Raw genomic sequence first — 13,971 nt, forward strand, 5'->3', positions numbered from 1 at the left:
CAGTGTTAGGGTGCGCTTAGCAAGCACAGGCTGATTTTTTGTAGTGTTGGAAAAGATTTTGTGCTGAGTTTTAAATGCCCAATAATTCGGCTAGGCACTTCGGCTGCGCTCAGCACAAGCTCTGTACAAGTTCCCCATTACCAATTACCGATCGCCCATTACCCATCCAGTTATTTTATAATGCCGGAGCGGTCGCGGTCGTTCGATCGCCCAAATCCTCCAACCACACGTTAGGCAGTTGGCTCGGGCGGTTCGGTAACTGCATCAAACCCATTTCTGCCAGCCTGACGACATTGCTGAGAGTTTCCACCAAAGCCGGATCGAAGCGAGTGCCAGACAGTTCGCGGCACTGTTCCAAAGCTTCGCTCAAACTCAAAGCCGGACGATCGCCACGCGGTTGAGTCAATTCTTGAAAATCAGCGACCAACCCCAAAATCCGCGAAGCAACGGGTATTGTTTCGCCTCGCAAACCCTCTGGCCTGCCGCTGCCGTCCCAATATTCGAGTTGGTGCTTGACAATTTCCGCCACAGGTGCTAGTTCCGGCATTGCTTGCAGCAGTTGGGAACCAATGAAACTGCGATCGCGCCAAAAAGAGAAAGTTGCTGGGTCGAATTGATCGGGGGTGCGATCGAACACCTCATTCGGGGCCGAAATTAAGCCGACTCGAAATAGCAATCCAGCCAGCCGCAGCCTCCGCAACTGCAAAGCCGGCAAATCCAGCAGTTGACCCAAAGTTTCCGACAAAGCCGCCACCTGCAAAGACGCTGTAGGATTTGAGGTATCGCGTTCGTCCACGCGCTGGGCCATCCGCAGAAAAGCTTGAAGTTTGTTAGCGTTCAAATTGCGGCTGACGCGCAAAGCTTGACCTTCCAATTCCCACAACTCGCGGGTTTGGCGGTTAATTGCCACCATTTGCTGCTGAGAACTTTGCAGGTAAGTGACGATCCGCGATACTACGCCGCTAATGTCGGCCAAGGGCGGACCTTTAGTTGCCAGGATTTCGTGGTGCATTTCCCGCAAACTGTCTGCCAGAGGAGAGTTGTAATGTCGCGTCTGTTCTATAAAAATTTCCGCAGCAGCCGACACCAAAGACTGGTCGAACGACCACAAACCGTAGAACTTTCGTTCTGTATCTACTTCAGGCTTGCCCTCGGGCAAGTATTCCTGGTCTGAAAGTTCGCGACAAAGCACCATTGCTTTGTATGTCGGGGCGAGGATGATTAAATTCCATTCTTGGATTATTGGGTCGTTCTCATCGAGATTTATTAAAGATACATTTTCTAATTGCCCGGTTTTGTGGGTAGCGAAACCGCTGTCGGCTACTGCACCGATGACAACGCGCCGAGAGGCATTAGCAATATCTAGGTAGCGATCGGCTTCCTGTAAATACCATTTACCCTGCTGAAACGTCACCAAAACTAAGGGTTGGAGTTCGCTCTTGTCCCCGCCACTGGTTTGCAAAATGTGGTCTTCTAGGGCGTGACATAGGGCTACTAGGGTGTTTTTGAAGTATACCCCGTAGCTAGAAGGCAGTTTTCCGTCGGGAAGTGTAGCTTGTAGTCTAGCGAGAGTTGATTCTGAATTCATTGCAAAAAGCGGTGCCGGCTCTTACTTATTGTAGCGGGCGATCGAACTTCTCGAAAAGACTTTTGGCAAAAATCCGAGTTTTTGATTTTTCACCGCTTCGCAACCGAGTCAATGTAGAGTGCGCCGAAGAGTACCTGATTAATTTTAGTAATTTTCTGAAAACCCTCTGTCTTTGGCTGAGTTTTTTTTCAGACGATAAACCTGCCGGGAGGAAGACGGTAAATGACTTAGGTATTAACTACTATTTTTTAAACAAGATTATTAGGAATTCTGAGCGTGCTTCAACAAAATAGAAGTTTAGGGGAACAGGCGATCGACAAAGTGGCCGAGATTGCTATTGCTAGCAAATTAGACGAATCCGAAACTTTGTCTGTGACAGTTAACACCGATCCGATTCAGCTCGCGCAGGGTTCAGTAGAGGCCGTTGCCGTTGAGGGCAAAGGATTGGTAATGCAACAAGATTTGCGCGTGGAAGAATTGCAAATCCACGTCAAGGATATTGCTGTCAATCCCCTCACCGCTATGTTTGGCAAAATTGAACTGAACGGGCCTGCCTTCGGTGGGGCGCGCGCAGTTTTAACAGAAAGCGATATCAACCGCGCTTTTAATTCCGAATACATCAGCAGGAAACTGAAAAACTTAAAAGTTACTGTTGAGGGGCAACAGCAGACAATAGACGTTAACACTATTGAGTGCCAATTGCTAGCCGGAAAAATAGCTTTAAATGCTGAGGTATTGGTGCGGGAAACTGCCTCAACTGAAAAAATTTATTTTACAGCAAAACCTCAGATCGCAGCGGACGGTTGGGCAATTTCTCTTCAGGATGTCGAGTATCCTGAAAACAAGGAATTTTCGCCGGAGTTAACTGAAGCTTTGGCGGACAAAGCTGGTGAAGTTTTAAACTTGCGAAATTTTGAAATTGAGGGAATGTCCCTGCGGGTTCAGCAGCTAAATGTGGAAGCTGGTTTGCTGACTTTGCAAGCTGAAGCGAAAGTAGAACAATTCCCTAATTAGGAGGTTCTAGGGTGTGTCAGAAACAAAAAAGCTCTTCAATTCCAGCAACTATTGGAACTGAGGCACCCTACCATTATGCTTTGCTTTGGAAAAAACTCCGCCGTTTATGAAATCCCTCTAAAGTTATAAAAGAGTCGATAGCAAACCGCACCAAAATATCACCGCCGTTAGAGGCAGGCATGGGGAGTTTACTTTTACTCTTAACAAGTGGTAGTAAAAAATCGGAAAAATTTTGTGAACACTGTAACTGCTTTTTTTAAAAGACTGCGTATCGGTCAATTTTTGACTGTATTTATGGCAGGTGTGCTGCTGTTTACCAGCACCGCTTGCAATTCGGGCGATGTTCGAGGTGCTCGGCCTGACAATCCTCCCGTTCAAGCTGGAGGAATGAATAATCCTCACAAGGGTGGCGGTGATGGATACACGAATTATAAAACATCCACCGATCCTAAAGTAAATCAGTCGCCTGCTCAAGCAGAAAAGAATCGGGCTGATTTGTCGCTCGTGGGCGATCGTCTCCTGGCCTCGACTACTGCTGAATCTAATTCCTCAAAACTGCTTTATCCTGGTTCTGCACCGATGGAAACTGACAAGTTCGACCTCGAACTCGGCGGAGATAAAACTCTGTTAGACGCGCCAGACGGACAGCCGGCCAAGGCTCAACCCGTATTCGACCGCAGCGATCCCGATGCCAATATTTTAGAGAGAGTAGGCGCAGCGTTTAAGGATGCTTCTGGTTTCCTCAAAGATAGCGCTGAAGATGCCAAGGAAAGTTCCGTTACGAAACTCAATCCGCTGCAAAAATAAGCTAGCAGAACCAAAAATTATGTAGGGGCTGTATGAAACTAGCCCCTCCATAAATAATATAATTTATTGAAACCAGATAAACGCTTGTAGAGCGGCTACCTGCTCTACAAAATTTACGCTTTGTATGCTTTTTTGATATGATGCAGAGCAATATATTTTACATTTTCGGGGATTTCGGCGGCGAATTCCCAACAGTATTTCTGGTAAATTTCAATCAGGTTGAATAAATCTCAAACATATTGAGCAACATGAACTATTTTATGATAAATTAAACTGACTGGGTTGTTAATTTCGTGAGCGACTGCAGCGACTAACTGTGCCAAACTCGACATTTGTTCGGAGTGAATTAGCTGACGATGCCAACGAAAGTTCCGTTACAAAACTTAAATTTTAAAATTATTTTACAGTTCCATAAAAAACCCCAAACACTTTTAGGCGTAAAGAAGGATTGTAATCATGGATAAAATACCCGATAGCTCCCACATGATTGGAAAGCTTTTTATAAAATGACCTAGTTTTTATTACAATAGCGAGAGTTCATTGGCATCAGGGTGGTATTGAATCTTTCTATATCAGAAGTTTTGCCCTGATCTCTCCCGACAGATTGGTGTCGCTTGCGAGGGAAAACTTTTTCCTATCGCCCTCCATGATGAGATTGCTGAGTTCATCAGCCACATTTCAATTGAGCTACAGCTAGGAGATTGTATCGTACTATATACCGATGGTATTTCCGAAGCAAAAGACATTCACAAAAAACAATATGGCGTTGAGCCGATGTGTGAAGTCCTGAGCAAAAACTGGCATTTATCGGCACAAGTAATCAAGCAAGCGGTGATTGACGATGTGCGGCGACATATCGGCCATCAAAAAGTGTTTGATGACATCACATTTTTGGTTTTGAAGCGGAGGGAATTAGGTCTAGAAAAAAAGTAAAGTCACAGCCTCCAGTCACCGCATTGCTTTAGAGCCATCGCCAATACCTCGAAAAAATAAAATTAAAATTATGACATGAAACGGGAAAATGGTCGGCGGGGCGATCGCCTTAGCAATCAAATTTACGTACGAAAAAGTGGTGAAATATCTCAAACGCCGCCCCCCAAAAGAGGCTGAATCTTAAGAGAAATTCTAAGCGATAGTCACCGTCTTAATTTTTAGGAGACTAATCTATTAATGGTAGTTAAATACGAGTTGTTCTCGTCATTTTTTTCATCATTATTGCCCTTCTTGCCTCCTATACTACCTTATAATCAATCGAGATAATGACTCGATTAAATGGTAAAATATTCGCTTAGATTGGTTAATTTGTGGTTCTTTGACAATGGGAACGGGCATCTGGGCAATGCACTTGATAGGAAAGGTGGCTTATCACCTGGCAGTAGCGATCGCCTACGATTTACCCATTGTTATTTTCTCGCAGTCATTGCATCTGGTATCGCCTTCTATAGCTTGCATCCAAATTTTGCACACAGATTCTCATTGTTAATCCCCGGTATTTTCATCGGTTCTGGCATTGGAAGTATGCTTTATATTGGCATGGCGACGATGCGAGTACCTGCCGAAATGCACCATAATTACTGGATTGTGGCACTGTCTTTCTTAGTTGCCGTTATTTCCAAATCTATAAGGAAGTCCGATGTACGACTTGACGAGATTCACTTTAAGGGACATGGCCGAATGCGGGTGGGCTCTACGCCAGTTCGGCTTGGGGGTGGAAAGTATGGAAGAGGCGAGTAACAGAATTGTTAGGTATCTTTACGAAAATTTCTGTACTAAGTCAACTGGTGAGAAATCCTGCGCCCTCGTCCGTTTGTTCAAAACTCACCCTTATGAAGACTTAGAAGTTGAACTTGCCGAGTATGCCCGTAGTATGTTGAACCACTCTCCCGCTTTGCCTGCGATGAAGTGCATGACTCTACTGGCAACGGTAGGAGAACAAACGGAATGGAACTCAAGACACACATCCGTTGGACACAAAGCTATTCCACTGGCAAGCGAATCTGTAGTCGCTCAGATGCCGATGATCTCACAACTCATCAGACAGCTCGGCTTAGATATAAAAACAGTTATCAACCCTGACCCGAATCTTTTAGTAGAAATCGAGCAGAGGAAATACAACGTCTTCTATGTACCTGAAGCGATTGGCAGCCCATATATTCCCGCTCAAGACTCCTTTGTGATTCCCTTCGGAATCAAATCTGTGTTGGGGTTTGGTGGTCTATTACCTTCAGGCAATATGTTTGCAATTATCATGTTCTTGAAAGTCCAGATTCCCCATAGCACGGCTCAGATGTTCAGCACTCTGGCGCTGAACGTCAAGACAGCACTGCTGCCCTTCTATCGAGGAGCTGTCTTCGCTCAAAAAGATGAATCTGCTACAGCCTCTAGGCAAATATTCACAAGAAACACTGAGCAGGAGCTAGCGCACCTTAAATCCAAAGTAGCGACTTTGACGCAGTTGCTTGATGTTTTTGACCAATCGATCTTTGTACAATCCGATAGACTCGAACAAGCCATAGAGCAACTGGCGGACTCCGCGCAAAAGTTAGATACCCTCAACGAGAGACTCAAGGAAGAAAATCTCCGCATGGGTGCTGAATTGGATATCGTGCGTCAGATGCAGCAGATGATTCTGCCCAATGCTGAGGAACTGGAAATTGAAGGACTCGATATTGCTGCATATATGGAGGCTGCCGATGAAGTCGGCGGCGACTACTATGATGTTTTAAACACCGATGGCGTTGTCACTCTGGGCATCGGCGATGTCACTGGACATGGACTCGAAAGTGGCATCTTGATGCTGATGGCGCAAACCGCCGTTCGCACCCTCAAGGAAATCCCCGAAGTAGACCCGGTTCGGTTCCTAGATGCGCTCAACCGCACCCTCTACAAAAACGTGCAGCGCATGAAGTCCGAAAAAAGTCTCACCCTAGCAATTTTAAATTACTCCGAAGGACGGGTCAGCATAAGTGGTCAGCATGAAGAAACCATTATTGTGCGCCTTGGTGGACAGGTAGAACGTATCGACACGATGGATTTGGGCTTTCCTATTGCTCTTGACGATGACATTGTTAAGTTCATCAGTCATATTTCAATGGAGCTACACCCAGGAGATGGTATCGTGCTATATACCGATGGTATTCCCGAAGCAAAAGACATTAAGAAAAAACAATATGGCATGGAGGCGATGTGTGAAGTCATTAGCCAAAATTGGCATTTGTCGGCACAAGAAATTAAGCAAGCGGTGATTGACGATTTACGGCGACATATCGGCAATCAAAAAGTATTTGATGATATTACGCTGCTGGTTTTGAAGCGGACGGAATTAGGCGTAGCAACAGAGTCACAGCCTCAAGCAGCCCCATTGGTTTAGAGCGATCGCAAATACGTCAAAACAATAAACTGATGACAGGAAACGGGAAAATGGTTGGCGGGGCGATCGCCTTAGCAGTCAAATTTACGAAGAGGTGGTGAGATATCTCAAACGCAGCCCCCCAAAAGAGGTTTAATTTCAAGAGAACTCCAAAGCTGTAGTCAACTTCTAAATTTTTATGATTAAATATATCTAATGATATATTGCATCCATGTAAAGAAAGCGATCGATCGTGGGATGAGCGCTCCCTTTATTGACATTAGTGCTTTCGGTCAATTAAAACTATTCACTCAAAGCCTTTCTACATAGCGTAAGGCGCGCCAAGGCGCACCCTACCGGATCGATTTGCCAGGGTAATTCCTATTCCTATCAAAGCTTTTTCCGAGCTAAAACAGCTTTATTCTATTTTTTCTTTGACTCAGAAACATCAGCAATCAAATCGTCTTTATCAACTTTGGGTACAAAATCAGGGCGTTCTTTGGATTCCCAACCGGGGGGGCGCTTGGAGTTATACCAGGCGATCGAGCCGATCGTAGCTGCGGCAATAAAGCCCGCAACAAGAACTAATATTGGAGTGCTCAAGCTGACACTTGATTCCGGCACTGGCTGCTGCATGAGCAGCTCAATCATTACTCGCTTGATGGGTGCAACAACAACTGCTATGGGAGTGGTCAAGCTGATATCTATCATTAGGCTAAATCCTTATCTACTCTACTTTTACATTATTTTAAGTGCTAAGGACGTTTGGTTGATATATCTGAAGGCTGAAAAATTGGCAGAATTGCGGTCATAATGTTTAGAGCTTGAAAATAGGAGAGCTGATTTTATGCCGTTGGGGACAATAGCATTGCTGTTGGCTGCTAGTTTCAGCCTGGGTGCTTTACCGCTAACGGGATGGGCGGTGCGAGTGTTTAGCCGCCGAGATTTGAGGGCCCTGGGTACGGGAAATGTGGGCGTGTCTGCTGCTTTCATTCACGGGGGGAAATTAGCGGGAATTGCTGCGGTGTTGGCGGAAATAGCCAGGGGTATTTTGCCGGTTTTGGCGGGGCGATTTTGCTTCCCGGATGCACCTGCGATCGCGATCGCCCTGTTAATTCCTCTAGTTGCGGGCAGATATGCGATCGCCCGAGGTGGAGGCGTGACCAACGCTGTTTGGGGTCTTTTGGTATTTTCGCCGCCGATGGCTGTATCATCGGGCCTTTGGGGGCTGCTGGTGTGGGGTTTGGCACAGCGGTGGTGGGGTGAGGGCGATCGGGCGAGACTATTTGCTTCCCGTTGCGGGTGTCTGTGTACCCCAATCTGGGTTTGGGTGTGGCGACAATCAATGCCCGAATTTTTAGCAGCAGCAGGATTAGCTTTGTTGTTAGCAGCAATTAATTTCAGTCAGGGTGATGATATGGCTTTATCTAAATCTGATCAATTGTTTTCTCTTGATGACTCGTTAGATGCTGCAATCTGCGGCGATAAAGCCGCTAAATTGTCTCAACTGAAACGAGCCGGGTTTAATGTACCCTCTGGTTGGATATTATCACAAGAAGCGCGCATCGGGCATCGGGCATCGGGCATCGGGCATCGAGGAAATAGTGATGAATTGTCAATTCCGAATGCTTTCATTCACAATCTAAAATCCCACATCCCAAATCGAATGATTGTGCGTTCTTCTGCCGCGGGAGAAGATGGCGATACGAGTTCTGCCGCCGGACAATATCAAACTATTGGCCCTGTTTTCACTGAAGCAGAATTGCTCGATGCAATTAATCGCTGTCGCCAGTCTTATTGGACTTCCGAAGCTGTGGCTTACCGCCGACAGCGACAATTGCCCGACACCCAAATTGCTGTATTAATTCAGCCTTATATTGACAGCGAATTTGCGGGAGTCATGTTCAGTCGCAATCCTTTAGATGGTGGTTCCCAGGTAATTATAGAAGCTTTACCGGGAGGAGCAGAAGCGGTTGTCGGCGGACAATATACTCCGGTTCACTTAGAAATTGATTTTAGTAAACCGGAATTATTAGAAAAACAATTAAATGAACTTCAAAGTAATTCAATTATTGCTCAATCGATTATAGTAGAATTGGCGAAACAAGCGCAAGCAATTGAAGCATTTTTTCACGGAATTCCGCAGGATATTGAGTGGAGTTGGGACGGGGAAAAAGTTTGGATTTTGCAAAGCCGCCCGATTACTAATTTGCAGCCTTTTTGGACGCGCACTATTGCAGCGGAAGTGATTCCCGGTGCAATTCGCCCGCTAACTTGGTCGATTAACCGGCCCCTGACTTGCGGGGTTTGGGGAGAGATTTTTCAGGTGGTTTTGGGCGATCGCGCGAGCGGCTTAAACTTTAATGAAACGGCAACTTTGCTGGGTTCTCACGCCTATTTTAATGCGACTTTGTTGGGCGAAATTTTTCGGATGATGGGATTGCCGGAGCAGGGTTTGGAATTTTTGCTCAGAGGGCAAAAGATGGGCAAGCCGCCTTTGGGGAAGATTTTGCCGAATTTGCCTGGTTTGTGGCGTCTGGTGCAGCGAGAGAGGGCGCTCAATGCAGAATTTAAGGGCGATCGTACTTCTATTTTCCTCCCCGCACTCCAAAGTCTGGAGAAAAAAGAGGGAAGTTCGGCAACGGATTTAACGGAATTGTTGGAGAGAGCGGAGCAAATTCAGGAGTGGCTGAAACCGATTACTTACTACAATATATTAGGGCCGATCGGGCTTGCTATTCGCAAGGCAATTTTTCGCGTTTCAGATGAATGGCTCGACAATGACAGCGCTCCTGAAATTGCTTCTGTGCGAGCTTTGCAGCAGTTGGCTCATAAATTGCGGCAAGCTGCTGTTTCGCAGCATGACGAAACTGTTTCAGTTGCAAATTTAGCACAGACATTTGCGGAAAATCCGGCTTTACAAGCAGACTTTGAAAAGTGGCTTGATGTTTACGGATATTTGAGCGAGGTGGGAACGGATATTGCTGTTCCTACTTGGCGAGAACAGCCGGAAATTTACCAAAAACTGCTAATAACTATGGCTCAAAAAGCGGAAACTAATTTAGTCGAAAAGCGGAAATTAGGCTTGACTTTTGGGCAGAAGTGGCGACTAGATAAATGTCAGGCAAGAGCGATCGTCAAAAACGAAATTAGCGAAATTTACGCGCGGTTGTTGGCTCACCTGCGCTGGACTTTTTTGGAGATTGAAGCTTGCGGATTGGCAATGCAGGTGTTTCAGGAAAGCGGGGATATTTTTTATCTGGAATTTGGCGAAATTCAGCAGTGGATTCGCAGCGGCGCGAGTCTTTCTTTTCAGGAGACAATTAGGGAAAGGCGCGATCGCCTGGTAGCCGATCGCGATCGCCAGATTCCCCCTGTTGTCTACGGCAATTTGCTGCCAAATTCTCAGACAAGGGCGATCGAACTGGCAACATCGGAAGAAACTAATATCATCCAGGGAATTCCAGCAAGTATTGGTCGTGTCGAAGGCTTTGTCAAGATTTGCCGCACCGCCAGCACGGATTTAGGAGAAAATGCGATCGCAGTAGTTCCTTACACCGATGCAGGTTGGGCACCGCTGCTATTAGGAGCAACAGCAATTATCGCCGAAGTTGGCGGTCAACTATCTCACGGAGCAATAATCGCTCGCGAGTACAAAATTCCCGCAGTTATGAATATTTCTGAAGCTACAACACGCTTGCGAGACGGTCAAAAAGTCCGAGTAGATGGGTATCTCGGCACTGTAGAACTGCTCGAATAAACGGAAAGAAAAAGGTAAAAACTTGTTTGTAGGTAGGGAGACGGCACTGCCGTCTCCCTACAGCTTTATAAACGTGGAATCTGCTGTATCTCCAAGTCCTAGTTTCTTAGACTAAGAAATTCTCGACAACATAGTTCCCCACATTTCTACCCACACTTAAACCATTGACGTTAGCACTCATGAAATGAATGCCTCCGTAAAGGCGACTCATGCCCGATTCGTCGGCCGCTTCGCTGAAGTTTTGAAAGGTTCGCAAAGTGTTCACAGTCCTGTCTCCCCTATCTGCAAAGCCAAAATCTGAACCCAATACAGAGGTCATAACTGCATCTGCTGCACCGCTAAAGGTACTGTGGCCCGACGTGTACTCAGGGAACGGCGGAGTAGTGATCAGCGGAGTCCATAGGGGGTCGGCTGTCGTGTTCGGATTGTTGTCTGTGTCTGCTTGGCGAATAGCTGTCACCGGCCGCCACAAGTTGTACTCATACTTGGCATCCCAGCAGCTAATAGCTGCATCGGCGAGGGCAAAATTTAGCAGGGCGAACAAGCGGGCGCTATCTTCTAAGGATTGGCCGGTGAGAGTCGCTGTTTCTTCGGCGATTTGGTTCCAGTGGCCCGGAGGCGTAAACGTCCCAGCGCCGTTGGCCCAGAATTTGGCGATGGCTGTTTGGTCTGGGGTGCGCGTGAGGCTGTCACTTTTGCCGATTTCTTTGACGTAGTTAACTTCCTCTGCGTACTTGGCGCTGTCAAGGGCGGGCGGGCCGGGCGGGCGGAACTGAGAACCGCTAGTCATCGCAAAGGGAGTAACTTTGGCCCAGTGTGGTGCCAGCGCCGGGGCAAGGGCGGGGGGAGTCGGCGCCCAACTGCCAAGGTTAGTTGAGGGGATGTACTCCACTACTTTGGTGATGCCGTCTGTACTCCGCGAACTGATAATTTGGTCGGCAACTTGCTGTCCGAGGGCAATCCCGTCTTGTTTGGCTTTGCCATCGGTAATTTTAGCTAAAGACGATGCGTATACTTCGTTGAATGTGGCTGCTTGCGCTGGGTAGAGGCTGACTAGGGTGCGGTGGGCAGCAGCAGCGGTGGCAGCTTCTGCTGATGTGCCTGCTGGTGCATCTATGTTGACCCGGTAAGGGCTGTATTTTTTGCTGATCGAGTTAACAGCATCGTAAATGGCTGCGTGAACCATTGCCATGTTGCGGGAGGCGAGGGGAGGCGCAGTGTTGCCTGTCCGCACTGCATTCAGCATGACTCCGTTCCACTCGATGACAGGGTTTGCCGATAGCTGATTTGTGAATTGGTCACGGTTGATTGTGTTGCTGTTGACTCCCGGCAAGACTGCTAAATACTCGCCCGTGAGTTTGTCTTGAATTACGGTGCTGTTGCTGTTGACTCCGGTGCCTTGCTGGATGTTTAAAGCTTCAAAGGTGAGGCCGTCTAGCAATCGAATTTTGTCATTGCCGTTGCCGAAGTCGGCGATGTAGTCGGCGGCAGCTACAGTTGGGCCGCCGCTGCCTTTAGCAATGGCAAAGATATCATCGCCTGTGCCGCCGCTCACGGTATCGCTACCTACGCCCGCATAGATGAGATCGTTGCCGGAATCGCCACTAATTAGATCGCTGCCTTTGCCCCCCCAGAGGATGTCGTCGTCTGCACCACCAACAATCGTATCGTTGCCTTGGTCGCCGCAGATTTTGTCTTTGCCTACATCGCCTTCGAGATAGTCGTCTCCGCTGTTGGCATAAATTATGTCGTTGCCCTCCAAGGCGTTAAATCTGTCTGGTTGGGTGGTTCCTTCAAGATAGTCAAATTTAGGACTAGGGGTGAGGGATGCCATGTTTATTTATTGGATATTTTGATTAAAGCGCAAAGGTTCGTACCATCTGTAGATGCTTAGGTGTGTTTACCCCTTATTTAATAATATTAAACTTTCTGGTTGAGACGTAAACGCCACAACCAAGCTTTATTTAATATTTAACGGGCTTTTTATGAATTTTTGGGCTGTGAATATGCGTAAATATACAGACCTTAAAACTGACTAAGATACTGCAAGGTTGCTAATTTTTCACAAAAAAACAGTTTTTTTTTATATTTAGAGCAAGATACTTTTTACCAGCATAAAAGGCGCGGATTGTGTAACGGAGTAAGTATATATTTATTAAGCACTCCTCAAAGCTGCGATCGGGTCGAGTTTGGCGGCTTGGCGGGCGGGGACAACGCCGAAGAACAGGCCGACTGCACCGGATACGCTGACAGCAAGGGCGATCGCCACGGGTGATATTCCAGCTTGCAAGGGCGTGAAATTACCTACAAGCAAGATACCACCTACACCTACGCAAGTACCGACTATCCCTCCGGCAGCGGATAAAATCACAGCTTCGACAATAAATTGAAATAAGATATCTTGTTGAGATGCGCCGATCGCCTTTCTGAGTCCAATTTCCTGAGTGCGTTCGCTAACGGATACCAGCATAATGTTCATAATGCCAATGCCACCGACTAATAGGGAAATGCTGGCAACAGCAGTTAACATCAGAGTCAAAGCGCCGGAAATGGCCCCCATTCTTGCCATTAAATCCTTCTGATTTCTGACAGTAAAATCATCTTCGGTAGTAATTTTGTGCCGCAGTCTCAGCAGGTTTTCCACCTGAAATTGCGCCGCATCCATTTGCGATTCATCTTTAATCGAAATAAATATTGACGTGACAGTCAAACCGTAGGGAGATTTGCGCCCGACTATGCGATTGGCCATTGTGGCGATCGGCACAGCGGCGGAATTATCAAAATTCGTACCAAAAGATGTGCCTTTGGGCGCCAATACTCCAATTACTTTGAGGCTGACATTTTGGATTCGCACCTGTTCGCCCAAGGGATTTGTATTGCCAAAAAGTTTCTCCGCTAATTCTGAACCGAGAACTACAACTTGATTACTTTGCTTAACATCGAGTTCGGTCAAAAACCGCCCTTTTGCCATTTCAAAGCTTCTGACTTCTAGAAATTCTGGAATCGTGCCGAAAATTAGGGCCGAAACATTTTTGTTGCTGTAGCGAACAATCTCTGAACTGTTAAGTTCTGCTGACACGCCTTGAACGGATGGGACTTGAGTTGCGATCGCCTTTGCGTCTGGCAGTACGAGAGTTTGAGGCGCACTTGAGATGGTACTTCGCCTAGCGTTCGGTACTCCCGGCCTCACGATTAATACGTTTGTACCCAGGGATTGAACTTGTCCTGCTACAAATTTTTGAGCTCCTTCTCCAATTCCAATCATGGCAATTACTGAGGCGTTGCCGACAATCATGCCAATCATTGTTAAACTGCTGCGAGTTTTGTTTGCTAGCAGTGTTTGACCTGCCATTTTGACGCTTTCAATAAAATTCATATTTTCTTTAAATGAACAAGAAGGAAGAAGAAAAACAGGCCAATGTCATGGTTTACTGTGCGTCGCAATCCCAATCC

Annotated in this window: 11 protein-coding genes; 7 read left to right on the top strand and 4 right to left on the bottom strand. The window is 46.7% G+C overall.

The annotated features are described in order from the left end of the window. Positions 1–175: 175 nt before the first annotated feature. The gene (locus QUB25_RS03405; protein WP_333063430.1) at positions 176–1,588 is read right to left on the bottom strand and encodes an HD domain-containing phosphohydrolase; all 1,413 of its coding nucleotides are present in this window, start codon (positions 1,586–1,588) and stop codon (positions 176–178) included. Between the two features lie 276 nt (positions 1,589–1,864). Here QUB25_RS03405 and QUB25_RS03410 point away from each other — a divergent pair, with 276 nt between their 5' ends. The 6 genes from QUB25_RS03410 (at position 1,865) to QUB25_RS03425 (ending at position 6,779) form a co-directional block, all read left to right on the top strand. Continuing rightward, positions 1,865–2,602 carry a DUF2993 domain-containing protein gene (locus QUB25_RS03410; protein ID WP_333182003.1) on the top strand — a complete coding sequence of 246 codons (738 nt, stop codon included), beginning with the start codon at positions 1,865–1,867 and terminating at the stop codon, positions 2,600–2,602. Between the two features lie 234 nt (positions 2,603–2,836). Next, positions 2,837–3,409: a DUF6658 family protein gene (locus QUB25_RS03415; RefSeq protein WP_333182004.1), complete on the top strand. Its 573-nt coding sequence runs from the start codon at positions 2,837–2,839 to the stop codon at positions 3,407–3,409. Between the two features lie 681 nt (positions 3,410–4,090). Further along, positions 4,091–4,342 carry a SpoIIE family protein phosphatase gene (locus QUB25_RS03420; protein WP_333182159.1) on the top strand — a complete coding sequence of 84 codons (252 nt, stop codon included), beginning with the start codon at positions 4,091–4,093 and terminating at the stop codon, positions 4,340–4,342. Between the two features lie 385 nt (positions 4,343–4,727). Further along, positions 4,728–4,892, top strand: a complete 165-nt coding sequence (locus QUB25_RS29725; protein WP_445251927.1) for an MHYT domain-containing protein — start codon at positions 4,728–4,730, stop codon at positions 4,890–4,892. Then, positions 4,886–5,143 carry an MHYT domain-containing protein gene (locus QUB25_RS29730; protein WP_445251928.1) on the top strand — a complete coding sequence of 86 codons (258 nt, stop codon included), beginning with the start codon at positions 4,886–4,888 and terminating at the stop codon, positions 5,141–5,143. Before QUB25_RS29725 ends, QUB25_RS29730 begins: the two co-directional genes overlap by 7 nt. Then, positions 5,043–6,779, top strand: a complete 1,737-nt coding sequence (locus tag QUB25_RS03425; protein WP_333182005.1) for a PP2C family protein-serine/threonine phosphatase — start codon at positions 5,043–5,045, stop codon at positions 6,777–6,779. The genes QUB25_RS29730 and QUB25_RS03425 overlap by 101 nt, the downstream gene beginning before the upstream one ends. Before the next feature lie 402 nt (positions 6,780–7,181). Here the strand turns inward: QUB25_RS03425 and psb35 are convergent, their stop codons facing one another. Then, entirely contained in the window at positions 7,182–7,394 is a 213-nt protein-coding gene (psb35, locus tag QUB25_RS03430) for a photosystem II assembly protein Psb35 (protein WP_190745419.1), read from the bottom strand. 211 nt (positions 7,395–7,605) lie between these two features. Here psb35 and QUB25_RS03435 point away from each other — a divergent pair, with 211 nt between their 5' ends. Then, positions 7,606–10,518, top strand: coding sequence for a glycerol-3-phosphate acyltransferase (locus tag QUB25_RS03435; RefSeq protein ID WP_333182006.1), 2,913 nt, complete (start codon positions 7,606–7,608; stop codon positions 10,516–10,518). Positions 10,519–10,624: 106 nt separating this feature from the next. On the opposite strand, the gene QUB25_RS03440 is transcribed toward QUB25_RS03435, so the two are convergent. Together QUB25_RS03440 and QUB25_RS03445 are read right to left on the bottom strand one after the other, a co-directional pair. Further along, positions 10,625–12,352 carry a phosphatase PAP2 family protein gene (locus tag QUB25_RS03440; protein WP_333182007.1) on the bottom strand — a complete coding sequence of 576 codons (1,728 nt, stop codon included), beginning with the start codon at positions 12,350–12,352 and terminating at the stop codon, positions 10,625–10,627. A 321-nt stretch (positions 12,353–12,673) separates the two neighbouring features. Next, on the bottom strand, positions 12,674–13,894 hold the full coding sequence (locus QUB25_RS03445; protein ID WP_333182008.1) for an ABC transporter permease: 1,221 nt from the start codon (positions 13,892–13,894) through the stop codon (positions 12,674–12,676). Positions 13,895–13,971: the final 77 nt, after the last annotated feature.

The organism is Microcoleus sp. B3-D7 (assembly GCF_036705305.1).
Taxonomy (GTDB): Bacteria; Cyanobacteriota; Cyanobacteriia; order Cyanobacteriales; family Microcoleaceae; genus Microcoleus.

Excerpts from the sequence above, each read along its gene's own strand:
- QUB25_RS03405 (WP_333063430.1), bottom strand. The coding sequence starts at position 1,588 with ATGAATTCAGAATCAACTCTCGCTAGACTACAAGCTACACTTCCCGAC.
- QUB25_RS29725 (WP_445251927.1), top strand. The coding sequence starts at position 4,728 with ATGGGAACGGGCATCTGGGCAATGCACTTGATAGGAAAGGTGGCTTAT.
- QUB25_RS03425 (WP_333182005.1), top strand. The coding sequence starts at position 5,043 with ATGTACGACTTGACGAGATTCACTTTAAGGGACATGGCCGAATGCGGG.
- psb35 (WP_190745419.1), bottom strand. The coding sequence starts at position 7,394 with ATGCAGCAGCCAGTGCCGGAATCAAGTGTCAGCTTGAGCACTCCAATA.
- QUB25_RS03435 (WP_333182006.1), top strand. The coding sequence starts at position 7,606 with ATGCCGTTGGGGACAATAGCATTGCTGTTGGCTGCTAGTTTCAGCCTG.
- QUB25_RS03440 (WP_333182007.1), bottom strand. The coding sequence starts at position 12,352 with ATGGCATCCCTCACCCCTAGTCCTAAATTTGACTATCTTGAAGGAACC.
- QUB25_RS03445 (WP_333182008.1), bottom strand. The coding sequence starts at position 13,894 with ATGAATTTTATTGAAAGCGTCAAAATGGCAGGTCAAACACTGCTAGCA.